The sequence below is a fragment of the Micromonospora andamanensis genome, assembly GCF_016863495.1.
GTDB lineage: Bacteria > Actinomycetota > Actinomycetes > Mycobacteriales > Micromonosporaceae > Micromonospora > Micromonospora andamanensis.
In genome coordinates, this window is record NZ_BOOZ01000002.1 from 79709 (window position 1) to 97150 (window position 17442).

The following is a 17442-nucleotide window of genomic DNA, read 5'->3' on the forward strand; positions in this document are numbered from 1 at the left end:
GCCGCCATGGACCGGCTCGCTCAGAGTGGACTGGGGGATACATCGGTTTGGCACAAACGGGCAAAGCCAGGCAGCGCGTGGACCGGTGAGACCTGAAGCAATGGGAGAGCACTGATCAACGCCGCCTCTTAATCCGCGGGTTCGGGGTTCGAGTCCCTGGCGGCGCACCAACGAGCAAGGCCCTGAACTGGTAGAACACTGCCGGTCGGGGCCTTTTCGCGTACGCGGGTACGACAGCCCATCCGTCGGAGCTTGATCAACGCAGGGCTGGGATGTTGTCGAGCTGATCGGGGCGAAGGTTCTCCCAGATGATGCCGGGCGGTCGCGCCCGGTCAGGCGCGTACGCGACGACCTCCTCAGGAGTGATCGCGTAGTCGACGCCGAAGTCGTGATCGGCGTGGGGAAGTTCCTCGTCGAGGAGTTGGCTCTGGTGAACGGTGGTGGCTATGGCGGTGTGCCTGGTGACCAGCCCGGCCTCGGTCAGAAGCGCGATCTCCAGGTCGGAGTAGCCGGCGCCCTTGCCGACCCGTACGCCGTTGCGTCGGCTGATCGCGACGCTGCCGCACACGATCATGTCCACCGGCCGCATGTCGTCGGGGCCGACTGTGGGGGCGAACTCCGGTGCGCCTGTGCTCGTGGCGGCAGTCTCGAACGGGACTGCCAGCACCGCCGGGTCGAGCAGGTAGAACGGCTTCGGTGTGGCGAGTCGCGGGACCGCCATGTAGAGCAGCTTGCCCTCTTGGAGGGCGCGCACCCGGACAGACAACTGGGCCCGGTCGGGGTTGCACTTGATGACCCTTGCCTTCTTCCAGACATCCAGGTCCGCGAGCCTGGCTGCGGCGTCGTCCTTGCCGGTGAAGTCAGGAATGTGGCCATGCACCCCTGGCGGTGCCATGCCTTCGCGTTCGAGGAGATCCCAGACGCGTCGGCGAACGGCCTGCTTGGCGTCGTCGGTGCTTGTCACGATGTTGCTCCTATGGAGTCATGAGGGTGAGGAGGCGTTCGTTGACATCCTGGACCGCAGGTCGGTCGCTCCAGGGCCGCAGTTCGCGGGCTGCGGCGAAGGCGAGGTTCAGGCCGCCTCCCGCGCGGGTCCGCTCAATGACGTTTATGGCTTGATGCAGGTAGGAGATGGCTGTATCGAGGTCGCGATGACGGATGTTGGCGAGGGTGAGGTTGCCGAGGACGACGGCCGTCGACTTGCGGCGTGCGGCGACAAGTTGGTGCGCCTTCTCCAACGCCGTGATCGCGTCCGCCAACCTGTTCAACGACAACCAGCACGAGCCTGCGAGTCGGGCGTGGTGGCTGGGACAGTAGAGGACGGAGGCAGGGTCCTGCGGGTCTACCGAGGCGAACGAGTCTTCGGCCGCTCCGAGCGCCTCATCGCAGTCCCGAACCTCGCCGAGCATCGCGTGTGCCTCGGCGCGGTGTAGTTGGGCGAGGCCCGTAAGTACGGGGCTGATGCGAAGGCTTACCTCAGTGGCATGCGCGGTCAACGCGATGGCAGCGGTTGGCCGCCTGACTCCATAGAGCGCCAGGTAGCTCTTGCGGAGTAGCGCGTTGGCTTCGGCGACAGGATCGCGGGCTTCCTTCGCGGCGTTTATCGCCTGGTCGAAGTATGCGGCGCTGGCGGCGTGGTCGTGTCGCTGCGTGGCGTCCCATACCAGTTGGCCCATCAGCGTGGCCGATTCGGCGATCGTGGCAGCCAACTCGCGCTGAACTGAGCTGGCGTCGGCGTACTGACGGAGGAAGACCACCTGGCCATGCAACTGGGCCGCTTCAGCGAGCAGAAGGGTCGAGGGTGTCTGGTCGTAGCGTTCGTCAAGAAGCCGCACGCGCTCCCGTAGGTACGCCACCGCGATCAGGTCGACGCGACCGGGCTGTCGCAGCGCATGGTCGAGACGTTTGTCGGGCGTGGCGGGCGGCTGACGGGTGTCGGCCAACATATCGGCCAGCTCCTCGATGGACACTTTGAGAGCCGTGGCCAGGTGCGGGCGGTGCCAGGGCTGGGGATCCGTCTCTGCCCGTTCCCACCGAACGACTGTGGAACGGTCCACGGCGAGGATCTCGGCGAGGCGCTCCTGGCTGAGACCGATCGCCTTACGTCGCTGCGCCAGTCGATACCGGCGTGAGCCCGACGTGCGCCGCCCATTTCCGCCACCGTGCATCACAGAGCCATTCATTCAGCTCACGGCATACACCGCAATAGGGATGCATCGGTTTTGCGTCATTGCCGCACTGGGATCGGCCGGCGAACAGCGGTTGGGTGGAAGGCAGGTAACCAAAGTCTGACCTGCTGAGCCGGAGGTGCGAGGTGAGTTGTCCGAAGCGGAGTAATTCTCAGGGCTCGGCCAAATGGGCCGACCACGAGTATCAGCTGCGGCCACCACATCCTTCCGCTCGCAGATGTACGACTCCTCGCCTGCGTACCGCCATCGGGGCTGCGTGGGTGGGTGATCGGCGGCTTACCCCGAGCCGCCGTGCGGCGGCGGTGGGCTCGCCATTCCCCCGGCGAGCCCACCGCTGGCCTTTTCGGTGGTGACCAGGCAGCCGCGCCGCTTGTCGGCGCACCGGAACCTTGCCGTTGAGGGCGAGCATCTGCCGAAGCGCCCGCTGTGGCTGTGCCGCCGGTGTGGGCACCCGTGGCCGTGCGGGTCGGCAAGGCTGGCTCTCGTGGCCGAGTACCGGGACATGCCGGTCAGCCTGTTCCTCTACCTGGCCAGTTGCCTGCACGAGGCCATCGATGACCTGCACCGGCTCAACCCCAGCGTGACAGGCAACGCGGCTGACATGTTCGATCGGTTTCTCGGCTGGCCCACCCGGCACCGCCGTCTCCGGGCGGCTGCGGGCGACGCGGCGAGCCCACCGAACTCGTAGTACCGCTCGGAGTTGTCGACTGTCCTCGTCGGTGGCGTGCCTACCGCAAGCTACATCCGCGTCGCTCATTGGAATCTGGAACGGTTTGCCCGACTTACGTAGCATCGGCGGTGACCAATTGCCGTGCTGGCCTTGGAGTTATGCAACTGCATTGGCCATCGGCACAGTCAAATCCATGGGGGATATGTGCAGACCGCCGAGACGATCCGTGATACCCGAACCGTTGCGCCACACGAGCGGTTCGACTACTGGCAGGAGGTTGTCAACCATTCGATCGTGCCGCTGGAGATGTACAGCGATCATCGTGCCGACTTCGACGCGGCGTTCCGCGCGGTCGATCTCGGTGTCGCCAGGGCGACGAGGTTCTGGTACCCGACGGTGGAAGCGCACCGCACGTCCAAGCTGATCAGACAGTCCGATCCGGGCCTGTACCAACTCGCGCTCGTCCTGCGCGGAGAGGCCAGCGTCGTCCAGGGCCGGCGGGACACTGCGGTCCTGGTCAACCAGTTCGGCTTCCACGACTTCTCGCGCCCGTCCCGAATGTTCCACGCGGTGAACCGACCATCTCGTGCCCAACCGACCGTGATCACGCTGACCATCCCGGGCGCGCTGCTTCCCGTCGAGGGCAAAAAGCTTCCCCGGCACGCCATTGCCATGTCCGGGCACCAGGGGATCGGTGGGCTGCTCGCGCGGCACCTCGGCCAGTTGACCGGCCACTGTGAGCAGTACCGGCCAAGCGACCTGGCGCGGCTCGGCACCGTCACCCTGGATCTGCTCGGCGCGCTGCTCGCGCACTACCTCGACACCTCGAACATGCTGCCGCCGGAATCGCGTGATCGGGTGCTCCTGGCCCGCGTTCACGCCCATATCGAGCGGCACCTCGGCGACCCTGGGCTATCGCCCCCGTCGATCGCGGAGGCGCACCACATGTCCGTGCGCAGCCTGCACCGACTGTTCAACAGAGAACGTACGACGGTCGCCGCCTGGATCCGCGATCGTCGCCTGGAACGCTGCCGGCGTGACCTGGCCAGCTCGTTGGCAGCCCACCGGCCGATCAACATGATCGCCGCGCGCTGGGGGTTCACCAACGCAGCGCACTTCAGTCGAGCTTTCCGCAGCGTGTACGACATGAGCCCGCACGAATACCGCCGACACCGCGACGATTCGCTCCCGGCACCGTGGCACGGATCGTCAACAGCCTGACGCCTGGCGGCAAGCCGACCCTGCCTTTGACGGACATCATGAATGCGTGCTGGGGAGGACAGCAGTTGTGTGGAGGTGCTTTGCAGGTGGCAAGTGAACGAAGGGCGATGAGGGGCCTCGTGCGTGGGCTCGCGGTCGCGACGATGGCGGTGGTGGCGATGGTGACCGCCACGGCACCAGCCTACGCGGCCAACCTCGGACAGCGGCTCTACAAGGGCACGTATATGCACAAGGGTGATTACATCGCCCGGAGCGGCGTCCAGTTGCTCATGCAGCAGGACGGAAACCTCGTGCTGAGGAACACGTACGGAGTGTGCTGGGCCTCTGGGACGAACCCCAGCGGTCACCAGGCGGTGTACCAGCGTGACGGAAACTTCGTCGTTCTCAACAGCAGTGGCCGTGCCCTGTGGGCGAGCAACACCGTCGGAAACCCGGGGACGACGGTCTCGATCGAGACCAATGGCAACCTCTACGTGGGCAACAAACTCATCTCGGTCTGTTAGTACTCGAACGTCACATGGCGTTGGCATGGAAATGAGGACGGCCACCGCGTTGATCATCGATGGTCTGTGAGGACCAGCCGAAGATCGTGCGGTGGCCGTGCCACGCGTGCCGGCGGCATGCCCGTCGTCCGCCTACGAGCTGCGGAGCGCGGGTTGATCATGGCCTGATGGTCGTGGAGCTCACCTGCCCCGCCGTGCCCGAATGCTGCCGTTGGAACCCGCGCCGGAGCGCGGCCTTTGACGAGTAGGCGGTCATGCCCCTCCGGTGCGATGCCGTGTGGCTCAGCGAATGCTCGGGATGGGGACTGCACGGCGTCCGCGACCGTCGGGGTGAGATGTGCCCAGCCTGCGCGGCGAGCGACCAACCGTTGTGCCGCTCCGCCAGCAACCTCCTAGTGCGCTCCGCCGGGCGGTGGCGGCTCCTGACGGGAGGGTTCCGTTCGAAACCACGCCCGCTGTCGCCTCGAGAAGTATTCTCCTGGAAGTGGTGCAACTCGGTTATTCCGGTCAGTAGTTCGGACGTCGACGCCATGGTTGCGCTGGTGGGCCGAGCCGCGTCCGGCAGTGACAGGTCGTGTCGCGCGACTGGAGGGGAGACGCCATGCCGGACGCCATCCCTACTGTCGATCTATTGATCGGTGGTAGCTGGACACCCGCCCAATCAGGGCGAAGGACCACAAAATTACGCCCAATCGATAACGAGCCGCTATCGGAGGTCGCCGCCGCCGGCCGTACCGATGCGGTGGCTGCCGTTGATGCGGCGGCATCCGCGAGGGCTACCTGGGGAACGTGGTCGCCGGGGCAACGGCGCGAGGTGCTGCAGCGTGCCGCAGGTCTGTTGAGCGAACGCGGCGACGACATCGTCGCGGCGATGTGCCAGGAGACCGGCGCGGTGCTCAGCTGGGGCCAGTTCAACCTGAAGCTCGCCACCGACATGCTCATCGAGGCGGCCGCGCAGACGTACGGCATCGTCGGCGACGTCGTTCCGTCCGACGTGCCCGGCATGACCGCGCTCGGCATCCGCCAACCGGTAGGAGTGGTCGTCGGCCTTGCCCCGTGGAACGCGCCGCTGATCCTCGGCATGCGAGCCGTCGCACTTCCGCTGGCTTATGGCAACACGGTGGTGCTCAAGGCGAGCGAGGAGGCCCCGGCGACCCATGTGGCCATCGCCGCAGCCCTGCATGACGCCGGCATGCCACCAGGAGCGATCAACGTGATCACGAACGCGCCGGCCGACGCGGCGGACGTTGTCGACGAGTTGATCTGCCATCCGCAGACCCGCTGCATCAACTTCACCGGCTCGACCTCGGTCGGGCGCGTGATCGGCGAGAAGGCCGGCCGGCATCTGAAGCGCACCGTCCTCGAACTCGGCGGCAAGGCGCCGATGCTGGTGCTGGCCGACGCGGACATTCCGGCTGCGGTACGCGCCGCCGTCGCCGGCTCCTTCATGAACCAGGGTCAGATCTGCATGTCGACCGAGCGGATCGTGGTGGAGCGCCAGGTCGCCGACGAGTTTCTCGACCAGTTGGTGACCCACGCCGGCAGGCTGGCCATGGGCGATCCACATGAACCGTCGACCGAGCTCGGCCCACTGGTGAACCAGCGGGCCGTCGACCATGTCGCATCGCTCGTCGCCGACGCCCAGAACAATGGCGCCGAGGTGCTCATCGGGGGCCGAGCCGACGGCTTGTTCTACCCACCGACAGTACTGCGCGGCGTGACCCCGAAGATGCGGATCTACAGTGAAGAGTCGTTCGGGCCGGTCGCTGCGGTGATCGAGGTGGATGGCGTCGACGAGGCCGTCGACGTCGCCAACGACACCGAGCTCGGTCTGGCCAGCGCGGTGTTCAGCCGCGACGTGGCCAACGCATTGCAGGTGGCCCGCCGGATCGAAGCCGGGATCTGCCACATCAACGGGACCTCCGTCCACGATGAGCCGCAAATGCCATTCGGCGGCGTCAAGGCCAGCGGCTGGGGCCGGTTCGGCTCCCGGGCGGCACTCGCCGAATTCACCGACCTGCGGTGGATAACCATCTCGCCGTTGGACCGGCAGTACCCGTTCGGGCCTCACGTCCCATCCCTGTCCGGAATCTGAGCGGCGGCATGCGCAACGGGTGATGCGGGCCCGATGGAGAGCCGGTCACGGTCATGCCGAGGTGGCACGCGAGGGAAGGATGTTGACGCCAAGTGGGCGACCAGCTGGCTGACGCACTCCAGACGCTGGAGCGTGGGAAGAGCCGCACCTTCAAGAGTATTCCGCCGGAGCCCACGGGCACCGTCCGCCTGGACGTGACAGAGTCGGCCGGCACCGTCGTGAAACAGTGGTTCGTCACCCTGGAGAGCGGAACTGCCCGGGTCCGCAGGCCAGATTCGGAAACGCCCCGGCCGGAGCCGGACGCCGTTCTGCGCACCGACAAAGATACGTTCGACCGGCTGGTCAGGGGCGAGGAACGGTTCGTGCCGCTGTTCTTCCGCAACGCGCTTGTGGTCGAGGGGCACCTGGGGCTGGTGCACATGCTCGCCATGGTGCTGTTCGCCGGACCGCCCACCGGCCATCACCCACGGGATTTCGTTCATGAGGAAGCCGGCCCCTGATGGTCAAGAAGACGCTCAGCATCCTTGACGGAAACACGTTCCTGGTCACGGATGTGCGTGGCGATGTCACCCCGTCCCCGAATTCACCGGCTGGCCTCTTCTCGTTCGACACCCGCTTCCTGTCGACCTGGGTGCTGCGCGTCAACGGGGAGCGACTCAGCCCGATGTCCCGCAGCGATCTGCAATTCTTCGAGACCCGGTTCTTCCTCGTCCCCGGGGAGCCCACGCACTACGTCAACGCCAAGCTCTCGGTCATCCGTAAGCAGACCATCGGCATCTGTCTCGTCGAACGGCTCGTAGTCCTCAACCACGACATCGAACCGGCGGACGTCTCCATCCGGATAGACGCGGACGCCGACTTCGCCGACATCTTCGAGGTCAAGGAGAACCAACCGAAGCGCGGTAGGCGATCGGTGTGTCAGGAGGACGGGCGCCTCTGTCTGCACTACGAGCGGGCGACGTTCTACCGGGACACCATCATCTCCAGTGACAGACCGGCCAAGGTGGACGACGGCGGCATGACCTTCGACATCCGTCTCGAACCGCACGGCCGCTGGGACGTCGAGCTCCAGGTGGAACCGATAATCAATCGGGGGGTCGGCGGTTCCGTTACCGTCTGGGAGGCGTACCGCAGGCGGAGCAGGCCACAGGTGCGCGAGGAGTTGGAGCGCTGGATCGCCCGCGCGCCACGACTCGCCAGCGACTACGAGCCGCTCACGGCGGCATACAAGCGCAGTTTGTACGACCTGGCCGCTATGCGTTACTCGTCGCTGACCGCGACCAGCCCGATCCCGACCGCCGGGCTGCCGTGGTTCATGACCCTCTTCGGCCGGGACAGCATCTTCATCAGCCTGCAGACGCTGCCGTTTGTGCCTGCGCTGACCCCGCCCGTGCTGGGCCTGTTGGGGACGCTGCAAGGCAGCACCTTCGACGATTTCCGCGAGGAGGAGCCGGGTAAGATCCTGCACGAGTTCCGGTACGGCGAGTCGGCGGCGTTCGAGGAGCAGCCGCACACCCCCTACTACGGATCTGCCGACGCCACCCCGCTGTTCGTCATCCTGCTTGACGAGTACGAGCGGTGGAGCGGCGACGTGGAGGCCGTGCGGAGATTCGAACCGCAAGCCCGTGCCGCGCTCAACTGGATCGACGAGTACGGCGACCTGCTTGGCACCGGCTACGTCTACTACCGGCGGCGCAACACCCGTAATGGCCTGGAAAACCAGTGCTGGAAGGACTCCCGGGACTCGATCTCCTACCGGGACGGCCGGCTGCCCGCCCTGCCCAGGGCAACCTGCGAGCTACAGGGATACGCCTACGACGCCAAGATACGCGGGGCGCGGATGGCCCGCGACTTCTGGAACGACCCCGAGTACGCCGACCGCTTGGAGGGCGAGGCGGCGCAACTGCGGGAACAGTTCAACCGCGATTTCTGGATCGAGGAGGAAGGGTACTACGCGCTTGCGCTCGACCCGGAGGGCAAACGCGTTGACGCCCTCGCCTCCAACATGGGGCACCTGCTCTGGAGCGGCATTGTCGAGCCGGACCGGGCACGCCGGGTGGCGGACCACCTCCTCGGGCCGAGCCTGTTCTCCGGTTGGGGCGTGCGTACCCTGTCCACCACCAACCTCCGATACAACCCCGTCGGCTACCACGTCGGTGCGGTCTGGCCGTTCGACAACTCGATCATCGCCTGGGGGCTGTGGCGCTACGGTTTCCGGGAGGAGGCCGCCCGGATCGCCGATGGCATGATCACTGCGTCGGGGTACTTCGACGGCCGGTTGCCCGAGGCATTCGCCGGCTACGAGCGGAGCCTGACCGGCTACCCGGTCGAGTATCCGGCGGCGTGCAGCCCTCAAGGCTGGTCGGCGGGGGCGCCGCTGCTCCTACTTCGCACGATGCTGGGGCTCAGCCCGTACCCGGACCATCTGGCCGTCGATCCGTACCTGCCGCCGTCGGTGGGCCGGATCGAACTGCTCGACATACCGGGGCGGTGGGGGCGCGCTGACGCGTTCGGCCGCCGCCGCCAACGCGACGGCGACCAGCAGGCGGGGCCGGTCGCCCGACTCACCCACGGCGAGTAGCTTCCGCACCCTCGTCCATCCTGGCGTACGGCACGTCGACGGCCAGTTGGGTCAGGTCGGCGGCGGGGGCCGGCGGCGCAGCACGACGATCTGCGACTGCCGCCGGCCCCTCGCGCCGGGTTCAGCGGTTCGCCGGCGGGCTGCTCGGGGCAGGCGGGACGTGCTCGAACCGTACCCGGCTCAGCCAGCCCGGCAGGTCACTGAGCGCGTACAGCTCACCGTGCACGTCGGCGTCGATTGCCGTCGGCTGGATGGGGAAGTTGCCGATGATGGCGGACTCGTAGCCACCCCTGGGGTTCGGGCGTACGGCGAAGGCGGTGGTGGAGCAGTAGTCGCTCGCGACGTAGGTGCCCCATGCCTCCGGGGTGGCTGACCCTCGGTACACCACGCCGCCGGTCACCGAGCAGCTCTCGGTCATGTAGTGCTCGTACTCGAAGACCGGGTCGGTGTACTTCACGCCCGGCCGGCACTGCTCCGGGTCGAACACCGGGGTGCCCTCCCGGCAGGACCAGCCGAGGTTCGCCCCACCCTGCCAGGGGCGGATGTGGTTGATCTCCTCGACCAGGCCCTGGCCGACGTCACCGATCCAGAGTGAGTTGTCGACCTTGTCGACGGAGAATCGCCACGGGTTGCGCAGCCCGTAGAGCCAGATCTCCGGACGCGCGTCGCGCTTGCGGACGAAGGGGTTGTCGGCGGGTACGCAGTAGGGCTTCGCCCCGCAGCTGCGGTTGACGTCGATCCGCACGATCTTGCCGAGCAGCGTGCCGAGGTCCTGACCGGCCTTGTACGGGTCGTTCGCGTGGCCGCCGTCGCCGAGGGACCAGTAGAGGTAGCCGTCGCGGCCGAACGCCACCTGTCCGCCGTTGTGGTTGTTGTACTCGGCGTGCTCCTGCGTGAGCAGCACCTGTAGCCGTTCAGGAGCGGTGATCGGCAGTCGAGCCAGGGTCAGCGCACCGTCCGGGAGGCTGGTGTAGGCCACGTAGAGCATCCCGGTGCGCGCGAAGTTCGGCGCGGGGGTGATGCCGAGCAGGCCGCGTTCGTTGCCCGAGGTGTCGACCCGGGCGGTCAGGTCGAGCACCGGGTCGGCCGCCAGGCCGGTGTCGGGGTGGTAGGAGCGGACGGTGCCGTTCTTCTCCGCGATGAGCATCCGGCCGTCCGGCAGCCCGGTGAGCGCGATCGGACGTTGCAGGCCGAAAGCCACCTGTTCGTACGCCACGGTCAGCTCGGTCAGCGGCACTCTGCTGGGACGGGCCGCGGCGGTGCCGGCCGCCGACGACTGTGGCAACAGGAGTGCGGACAGGACTAGAACGAGCGACCCGGCCAGCGTGGGGGCGGGGCGCCAACGCCGTCGCGACATGTTCTCAGCTCCTCGAGCAGGTAGGGTGGGGTACGCGGTCTGGGAGCGCTTCCACCTTACATCAGCTCGCATCTATGTCTAATCGAGCGGCCCGAGGTGAACTTCGAGCATCTGGTCGTGCTGGCCACCGAGACGCCGTGGCCGGCAGCCCTGGGCCTGGTGGGCTGGACGGGTGGGACCGACCCGGTGCCGTCGGTGCCGGCCGCTGATCGGCCGGCGAACGCGTCGGCGGCTCGGCGGGCGCCACGTCGCGGCCGAGTTGAGGTCGCGGGGGCGCAGCGGAGCCTGTTGCCGACGCGGAGCCCGGGTCTGGCGGTGCGGCCACGGGTTCGACGGGGCCGTCGGCGAAAGCGTGGAGGCCGGCGGCCAGCGGCCGGGCGACGTCCCACGCGACGACTCCCCGAGGGGGCTGCGGAGTGCTTCCGTGGCACCGTCCTGAGTGGTCGACACCTCCGCGATGTTCGCGTGCACATTGCGTGTGGAGGTCGGGGGCGCCGTAGGTGGGTGGGCCGCCATGGATCTCCCTGGCCGCGAGTGGTCGAGATCGACATCGCTCTGGGCGATCCGGGTAGGCGCGGCGTTGACCTTGGCAAACGTGGATTCTTTCAGGTCATTGGGCTGAACTTCTTGAGCGCTCCGTAACTTTGTGGCAATCTCACGTTCATCGATGCGTAGCGTTGTGTCGTCTCCTGTGGTCTGCCTCTAGGAGCACGTGAGTCGCCGGGCGATGTTAGCGCTAACCAGTCGAAGTGACGCGACTCTGGAAGGTGCTGAGACAGATGAAGAAGCTCGTACATCCGAGCGGTCCTCCGCGACGGCGGTGGCGCACCGGAGCGACGGTGCGTGGGCTGGCGGTCGGGTTGCTGGTGGCCGGCATGGCGCTGGTCGGGCCCAGCGGTGCCGCCCAGGCGGGGACCACGTTGGGCACCGCCGCGGCGGAGAAGGGCCGCTACTTCGGTGCCGCCGTCGGGACCTACAAGTTCAACGACAACACGTACATGACGGTGCTGAACCGCGAGTTCAACAGCCTCGTCGCCGAGAACGAGATGAAGTGGGACGCGACCGAGCCGCAGCGGGGCGTGTTCAACTACAGCGCCGGCGACCGCATCGTCAACCACGCCCGTTCGCGGGGGATGAAGGTGCGGGGGCACACTCTGCTGTGGCACGCCCAGCAGCCCGGCTGGGCGCAGGGCCTCTCCGGCGGCGACCTGCGCAACGCGGCCATCAACCATGTCACGCAGGTGGCCAGCCACTTCCGGGGGCAGATCTACTCGTGGGACGTGGTGAACGAGGCGTTCGCCGACGGTGGCAGCGGCGCGCGGCGGGACTCGAACCTGCAACGCACCGGCAACGACTGGATCGAGGCCGCCTTCCGGGCCGCCCGCGCGGCCGACCCCGGCGCCAAGCTCTGCTACAACGACTACAACACCGACGGCATCAACGCGAAGTCGACAGGCATCTACAACATGGTGCGCGACTTCAAGCAACGCGGCGTACCCATCGACTGCGTCGGCTTCCAGTCCCACCTCGGCACCACGATCGCCGGTGACTACCAGGCCAACCTGCAACGCTTCGCCGACCTCGGCGTCGACGTGGAGATCACCGAGCTGGACGTCACCCAGGGCGGCAACCAGGCGAACATCTACGCCACCGTCACCCGGGCCTGCCTGGCGATCTCGCGCTGCACCGGCATCACCGTGTGGGGCGTACGGGACTGTGACTCCTGGCGCGGCGGCGACAACGCCCTGCTGTTCGACTGCGCGGGGAACAAGAAGCCCGCCTACACGGCGGTCCTCGACACGCTCAACGGCGGCAGCACCCCGACCCCGACCGGCAACAGGTTCCGCAACGAGGCATCCGGCAGGTGCCTGGACGTGAACGGGGCGAGTTCGGCGAACGGCGCACAGATGATCATCTGGGACTGCCACAGCAATGCCAACCAGCAGTTCACCCAGAACGGGCGGGCGTTGCAGGTGATGGGCAAGTGCCTGGACGTGCCGAACAACGCCGCCGCCGGCACCCGGGTGCAGATCTACGACTGCCACGGTGGGACGAACCAGCAGTGGGTGATCAACAGCAACGCCACGATCAGCAACGCCCAGACCGGGCTGTGCCTGGACGTCAACGGCGCCGCCACCGCCAACGGTTCCGCGGTCATCGTGTGGGGCTGCCACGGCGGCGCCAACCAACGTTGGTCCCGGGCCTGAGCTGACGAGCCCGGCAGTCGGCACCGCACAGAAGGAGAACGACAATGGCCAGTTCCCGCTCACATCGTCACCTGAGCCGGATACTCACAGGCGCCCTGGCCGCTCTCCTCGCGGTGCCGACCGCCGTGCTGGGTGGTGTCTCGCCCGCTGCCGCGGACACCACCCAGTTCCGGGGGGTCAACTGGGCCAGGTTGGGTGACAACTTCCACGGCGGGCCACTGGTCCTGCACGGCCTGAGCAGCTCCGACAGCTACGCGACGGTGGTGGCCAAGGCCAACGCGATCTACACCGGTTTCCAGAACAACCTGGGCGCCAACACGGTCCGGCTGCCGATCAACACCTACACCGTCGGTACGAACTGGTGGAACGCGTACACCGGCGCGATCGACGCGGCCACGGCTAAGGGCTTCAAGGTCGTCCTCTCCTACTGGGACGACGGCGTGGCCGCCAGCGGTGGCCGGATCGTCAACACCACAGTCTTCAACACCATGTGGAACACGGTGGTCGCCAGGTACGGCGGCAACGACCTGGTGTACTTCGAGCCGATGAACGAGCCGGGCGGGCACAGCGCCGCGGACTGGGCAAACGTGGTCAGCAACTGGCTGACCGCCCGCCCGTCGATCCCACGCCACCGGGTCTTCGTCAGCGGTGCCGGCCTGAACACCGACATCAAGTCGATGTGTGCCGACCGTCGGCTCGACGGGACGATCGTGTCGCTGCACCACTACACCTTCTTCAGCGGCGCGAAGACCTATGACCAGTGGGTGACGTTTCTGCGGGACGCGATCGGCTCCTGCGCCGCCCGTACGGTGATGGACGAGTTCGGCGCTCCGATGGACACCGGGCTCAACTACCTCGACGCCACGAGCACCGACAACTTCGTGCGCTACTTCCGCGCCACCGCCGACGTGCTGCGGGAACTGCGGATCGGCTCGGTCTACTGGCCGGGTCTGGGTGGCAAGGTCACCGCGGGTCAGGGCGACGACTGGTACGCCATGCAGAAACTGCACGGCACCGGCACCAACCTGACCCTCAGCACCCCGAACGCGAGCGGCCTCAACCGGCTCAGGCACGCCTGGGGACTCACCGACGGCGGCGTGCCGGACGAGGTCAGTCAGCTCCGCAACGTCGGCACCGGGCAGTGCCTGGACATCCCCGGCGCCACCACCGCAAACATCCAGGTCCAGGTGTACGCCTGCAACAACACCGCAGCCCAGCGGTGGACCGTGACGGCTGGTGGGCAGATCACCGCCCTCGCCGGACAGCGGTGCCTCGACGCGTACAACCGGGGGACCACGAACGGCACGGTCGTCGGCACGTACGCGTGCAACGGCGGCGACAACCAGCGCTGGACGGTTGGCGGCGATGGCACGATCCGCAGTGCGCAGTCCGGCCTCTGCCTGGACGTGAACACCAGCACGTCGAAGGTACAACTCTGGGCCTGCTGGGGCGGCGACAATCAGAAGTGGCAGGTGCAGAAAATCTGACTCGGCGCGTACGGCACCGCATTCATCAATGCTTTTTCCGGTAGGCGAAACCGTCCTGCCGATCAGCGTCTCCGGCCCGTTCTCCATACTGCGGCCGAATTGTGTGTCACCGTGTCGTACCGCTGATTGAGCTGCGCATTCGCCACGGCGCGGAACCGTTTTCCCTGGTTGCGTCGAGCATGCTCGACGCCTACGCTACAGGCAGACTTTCCTCATTGTCGAAGAAAGTCTGCAACATGGCAGCGGAAGTTCCCTGTCGGCATTCAGAAGTGTCGTTACCCCGGCTCCCGTCAGTTAATCGACGGGTGGGTCCGTGCTGCCCGTGGAGGGAGCAGAGATGAAATCCTTTGTCCATGCCGGTAGGGGTTCGTTGGTGGCCCTGGCCGTGCTTGTCGCCGCCACGGTGCCGGCCGTGATCGCGGGCCAGACTCCGGCTCAGGCCGCGGTCCAGGAGGCGCTCTATGTCGCGCCCGGTGGAAACGACGCGAACCCGGGCACGCTCGCGTCACCGTTCCGAACCCTGCAGCGAGCCCGGGACGTGGTCCGCACGAAGACCGCGACGATGACCGGGGACATCCAGGTCTACCTTCGCGGCGGAAGCTACCCGGTGAGCAGCACTATCGAGTTCGGAGCGAGCGACTCCGGCACCAACGGCCACCGGGTGATCTACGCCGCGTACCCCGACGAGGCGCCGGTGCTTGAGGCAGGCGTGCAGGTGACCGGCTGGACCCAGCACAGCGGCAACATCTGGAAGGCGCCGCTGGACCGGGCCAACAAGCTGCGGGCGCTCTACGTGAACGGTCAGCGGGCCTACATGGCGGCCAAGACGATCACCTCGGCGGGCTGCCACGGCACGTACAACATCACCGCAGGACAGGCTGACTGGGCGTGGGAATCGGGCTCGCAGTGTGAGGGCGCGAGATACAACCCGGCCGATTTCCCGGCCATTCCCCGGAACCAGGACGACATCGAGATCGAAACGGCCACCACCTGGACCACGGCAATCGTGGGAGTGCGGCAGGTGACCACGAGTGGTGACGGTCAGAGCCGCATCGCCCTGTTCCAGCAGCCGGGGGCCGCCATCGCCCAGGGTGCGTTCAACGGCAACGCCCAGATCAACGGCAGCCACAAGGTCATGAACGCCTACGAGTTCCTGGACACGCCTGGCGAGTTCTACTTCGACAAGTCCAGCCGGACGCTCTACTACTACAAGGCCGGCGCCGACAACATGTCCACCGCGACGGTCTTCGCACCCAACAACGTGGCGACGGTGCTGCGGATCGCCGGCACCTCGACAAGCAACCACGCGCGCAACATCACATTCTCGGGCCTGACCGTGCGGCACTCCGACTGGAACCTGTTCAACGTCGCCGGCTCGGTGTACAAGCAGGCCCAGCAGGGCAATCTCGGTGCGCAGGCGTACGCCCGGGGCAATTTCCACGTCTACTACTACCGCAACGTCGACGTCGCGCCCGGCATCATCCACATGCAGAACGCCAGCGGAATCCGGTTGGAGCGGAACCGGATCGCGCACACCGGCGCCGACGGAATCAACATGATCAACGATGTGACGAACACGCAGTTGGTCGGCAACTACACGAACGACATCGCCGGTTCGGCGATAAGCGTGGGGCACCCGCAGCACGTCTACATCGGCGATCACACGTCGAGCAACCGCGAGAAGTACCCACCACAGGTGGAGGGACTTCCGAAGAACATCGAGATCAGGAACAACTACATCCACGACAGTTCGGTGCTGTTCAACGGGCACGGCGCGGTCGCGGCGTACTTCGCCGACACCCTCACGGTGCAGCACAACCGCATCGAGAAGGCGCCGTGGGCGGGCATCACGATGGGTTGGGGATGGTGGAACTTCGACGGATCCTCAGGATCGATCGCCCCCAACCGGCCGACCACCACCGCGAAGAACAACACAATCAGTCACAACCACATCATCGACACGGTGCAGCGGCTCAGCGACACGGCGCCCATCTACACGCTGGGCAGCCAGCCGGGCACCACGATCCACAACAACTATCTGCACGGTGTGCCGGCCGGCCACAAGTACGGACTCCACCCGGACGAGGGCTCGGCGTTCATCACCTTCCGGGACAACGTCCTGAGCGTGGACAAGAACATCACCTGGATGATCAACTCCGACGACTTCGGCCGTAAGCACGACCTGAGCATCACGTCCACGTACGGCCCGATCAACAAGGTCTCAAACAAGAACCTGCCCAACAGCACCATCCACGACATCCTCGTCTCCTCCGACTACGTCTGGCCGGCGGCGGCCTACGGGATCGCTGTCAACTCCGGGCTCCAGGACTCGTACCGGGACATCACCCAGCCGCGCAACCTGCCCATGCAGGACTACGTCCTACCGGCCAGCACCTTCGTCGGCAGCGGCACGTCCTCGATCCCGATCCGCAGCGGCGGCGACCCGACCAGGTCGCTCTGGTTGGCCCCCTCCGGCACCACCACGTTCGCCGCAGGCCCCACGATGACCCGGGCCGACGGCAACGCCACGTCCATCGCGGTGCCGACGTCGTCGGGTGACTACCGGCTCTACGTCGTCGACGCACAGGGCAACCGATCCGCCGAATCGAAGTCTCTGGTCAGGCGGCAGGGCACCGGCAACACGGGTGACGCACAGATCGTGGGCGGCCAGTCGGGCCGCTGCGTCGAGTCCCCCAACGCCGCCACCAGCAACGGCACCCAGATGCAGCTCTGGGACTGCTCCGGCGGCACCCACCAGCGGTGGACCTACACCGCCAGCAAGCAGTTCACCGTGTACGGCAACAAGTGCCTGGACGCCAACGGTGCCGGCACCACGAACGGCACCACTGTCATCATCTGGGACTGCCACGGCGGGCTCAACCAGCAGTGGAACATCAACGCCAACGGCACCATCACGAACGTCCAGTCCGGACTCTGCCTCGACGCCAACGGGGCTGCCACCGCCAACGGAACAAAGATCATCCTTTGGTCCTGCAACGGCGGCGCGAACCAGCAGTGGAGTCGGCGCGCCTGATGGACAGCCCCGGGACCAGGCACCGTGCCTGCCCGGTCCCGGGGCGTGCCACCACTGTCCTCCGCTGGCGCCTGGTGCCAGTGTCGGCTGGTGGTGGT

General features: G+C 66.8%; 12 protein-coding genes. 9 read left to right on the forward strand and 3 right to left on the reverse strand.

The window, feature by feature from the left end:
* Positions 1-256 precede the first annotated feature (256 nt).
* Positions 257-964 (reverse strand): 5-formyltetrahydrofolate cyclo-ligase, encoded by a 708-nt coding sequence (locus Van01_RS00955; protein ID WP_203997918.1) that lies wholly within the window; start codon positions 962-964, stop codon positions 257-259.
* A gap of 10 nt (positions 965-974) precedes the next feature.
* On the reverse strand, positions 975-2183 hold the full coding sequence (locus Van01_RS00960) for a helix-turn-helix transcriptional regulator (protein ID WP_308442348.1): 1209 nt from the start codon (positions 2181-2183) through the stop codon (positions 975-977).
* A gap of 355 nt (positions 2184-2538) precedes the next feature.
* On the opposite strand from Van01_RS00960, the gene Van01_RS00965 reads away from it, so the two are divergent.
* From Van01_RS00965 to Van01_RS00990, 6 genes are all read left to right on the forward strand, one after another.
* Positions 2539-2877 carry a hypothetical protein gene (locus tag Van01_RS00965; protein WP_203997921.1) on the forward strand — a complete coding sequence of 113 codons (339 nt, stop codon included), beginning with the start codon at positions 2539-2541 and terminating at the stop codon, positions 2875-2877.
* Between the two features lie 123 nt (positions 2878-3000).
* Positions 3001-4080, forward strand: coding sequence for a helix-turn-helix domain-containing protein (locus tag Van01_RS00970; RefSeq protein ID WP_203997924.1), 1080 nt, complete (start codon positions 3001-3003; stop codon positions 4078-4080).
* 86 nt (positions 4081-4166) lie between these two features.
* Positions 4167-4583 carry a hypothetical protein gene (locus tag Van01_RS00975; RefSeq protein WP_203997927.1) on the forward strand — a complete coding sequence of 139 codons (417 nt, stop codon included), beginning with the start codon at positions 4167-4169 and terminating at the stop codon, positions 4581-4583.
* A gap of 601 nt (positions 4584-5184) precedes the next feature.
* On the forward strand, positions 5185-6678 hold the full coding sequence (locus Van01_RS00980; RefSeq protein WP_203997930.1) for an aldehyde dehydrogenase: 1494 nt from the start codon (positions 5185-5187) through the stop codon (positions 6676-6678).
* A gap of 92 nt (positions 6679-6770) precedes the next feature.
* Positions 6771-7178, forward strand: a complete 408-nt coding sequence (locus tag Van01_RS00985; protein WP_203997933.1) for an SCP2 sterol-binding domain-containing protein — start codon at positions 6771-6773, stop codon at positions 7176-7178.
* On the forward strand, positions 7178-9259 hold the full coding sequence (locus Van01_RS00990) for an amylo-alpha-1,6-glucosidase (protein WP_203997936.1): 2082 nt from the start codon (positions 7178-7180) through the stop codon (positions 9257-9259). Before Van01_RS00985 ends, Van01_RS00990 begins: the two co-directional genes overlap by 1 nt.
* A 121-nt stretch (positions 9260-9380) precedes the next feature.
* Here Van01_RS00990 and Van01_RS00995 read toward each other — a convergent pair whose 3' ends face one another.
* Positions 9381-10616, reverse strand: a complete 1236-nt coding sequence (locus Van01_RS00995; RefSeq protein ID WP_239098798.1) for a PQQ-dependent sugar dehydrogenase — start codon at positions 10614-10616, stop codon at positions 9381-9383.
* Positions 10617-11395: 779 nt separating this feature from the next.
* On the opposite strand from Van01_RS00995, the gene Van01_RS01000 reads away from it, so the two are divergent.
* The 3 genes from Van01_RS01000 (at position 11396) to Van01_RS01010 (ending at position 17344) form a co-directional block, all read left to right on the forward strand.
* Positions 11396-12823 carry an endo-1,4-beta-xylanase gene (locus Van01_RS01000; RefSeq protein WP_203997942.1) on the forward strand — a complete coding sequence of 476 codons (1428 nt, stop codon included), beginning with the start codon at positions 11396-11398 and terminating at the stop codon, positions 12821-12823.
* Between the two features lie 44 nt (positions 12824-12867).
* A complete protein-coding gene (locus tag Van01_RS01005) occupies positions 12868-14310 on the forward strand; it encodes an RICIN domain-containing protein (RefSeq protein WP_203997944.1) in 1443 nt (480 codons plus the stop codon).
* A 337-nt stretch (positions 14311-14647) separates the two neighbouring features.
* Positions 14648-17344, forward strand: coding sequence for an RICIN domain-containing protein (locus tag Van01_RS01010; protein ID WP_203997948.1), 2697 nt, complete (start codon positions 14648-14650; stop codon positions 17342-17344).
* The last annotated feature ends 98 nt before the right edge of the window (positions 17345-17442 follow it).